We start from the raw sequence: 1,735 nt of genomic DNA on the forward strand, positions 1-1,735 counted from the left end.
GGCCGGCAGCGGCGAGGCGTCCCAGGCATCGGCGGCGGCCAGGCCCAGGGTGGCCAGCTCCAGCTCGCCGGCCGGAATCACGTCTTTGGTCTTCTTTTTGGCTTTGGGGGCCGGGGCGGTGCCCTCGGCACCGGGGGTAGATGGGGTCATCATGGGTAAAGTGATGGGTTGGAAAAGGTGAAGAATGAATGCGCCGCAAACTATTCATTTTCTTCGGTTTTCCAACGCCATGCTGCCGCTTCCCGCCCGGGCTCCTGCAATCCGAAGTTGGGCAAACGGCACGCCGTTCGGGCAGGTTCGATTTGGAGGAGAGCAACCGGCACGCCGTTGGGGCAGGTTCAATTTGGATGTGGGCAAACGGCGTCCCGTTTGGGCAGGTTCGATTTGGAGGAGGGCGGACGGGGTGCCGTTTGGGCAGGTTCGATTTTTGTAAGTCCGGTCAGGCTCCGGCCTTACGGCAGTAGCTTGAGTAACTTGCTGCATAGTCCAGAATAAAATTCAGTCACAAAAAATATGGTCTCTTTTATCCGTATCAATTGCACAACGACCATTGACAAATCTGAAATTGAGTCGGAGTTGAATGCCGGAAAACAAGTCATTGTGCAGTTTGTAACAAACTCCTACACAGCAGAAACACTTTCTCAGTTAAATGAGCTATGTAGCAAGCATGATAAAAATCTTTGCGTTCGTTTCTACGGGCATTATCATGGCTCTTTTAATTGTACCGTTCTCCTACAACTCCCAGCGGTGAAGTGTCTGTACATCGACTGCCACAAAGTAGAGCACGTTGATGCACTATCAGCATTACAGCAACTCGAAGAGCTAGACTTAAGCATTTTTGAACTAAATCAACCAGAAATACTGGCCAGCAAAAACTTCAAACGCATGCAAGTATTAGGAATTGGCGAAACCAGAACCAATAATATAAACCTTCAACATTTACACAGCTACGCTAGCCTGATTGAATTAAGGATTGCTAATCAAACAAAGCATATTGACACGGTTGGAGAACTTTCCAAACTAGAATCCCTCTATCTCTATCGCATCAAGAAAACGCCTCTTGAATTTGTAAATAGTCTCATCAAGCTTAAAAGGCTGGACTTGATTCTAGGCAGCCGAGATAACATCAATGAAATAGCCAATTGCTCTATTCAGCAGTTACAGCTAGTTCAAGTGCGCGGATTCAATGACCTTGGCGACCTCTCTAGATTCGCAAAATTGAAAAAGCTTGTCATAGAAAATCAAATTCAATTGCGTGAACTCAATTTTCCTATCAAATTCGCTCACCTAGAATATTTGAGCGTATTGGATTGCAAGACTTTTGACACATTAATAGGATTAATAAACCTACCCGCATTAGCATCTTTAGTTCTATATAATACCAAAATAGAATTTGACCAATTTATACAGCAAGAACTACCCAGCACATTGCAACACCTCGGATTTTATACCGGAAAATCAAAGACTGACCTTCTTATGAGAGAAGCGCTCCATAAGCGTGGCTATACCTGCAATTGAAGGCTTTTCTGCATTATTGAAACCCCAAACGCCCCCGCCGCGACACTCGCGATGGGGGCGTTTCCGTAGTTACTCCAATTCTGCCGGCGGCTACTGCTTCACCTCGTCGTTGATGACGGCCACGGCTTCGGCCAGAGCAGCGTCTTTGCGCAGGGGCTTGAGGAAGCGGGCGGTGCGGCGGGCGGCCGTGGAGTCGGCGGCCGGGCGGATGTCGGCG

Annotated in this window: 1 protein-coding gene; it reads left to right on the top strand. The window is 48.4% G+C overall.

The genetic code is table 11. From position 1 onward, the window contains the following. Positions 1-513: 513 nt before the first annotated feature. Complete coding sequence (locus tag ACYVDE_RS21845; RefSeq protein ID WP_460503653.1) at positions 514-1,518, top strand: leucine-rich repeat domain-containing protein; 1,005 nt, start codon at positions 514-516, stop codon at positions 1,516-1,518. Positions 1,519-1,735 lie beyond the last annotated feature (217 nt).

This window comes from Hymenobacter agri (assembly GCF_054778495.1).

Excerpts from the sequence above, each read along its gene's own strand:
- ACYVDE_RS21845 (WP_460503653.1), top strand. The coding sequence starts at position 514 with ATGGTCTCTTTTATCCGTATCAATTGCACAACGACCATTGACAAATCT.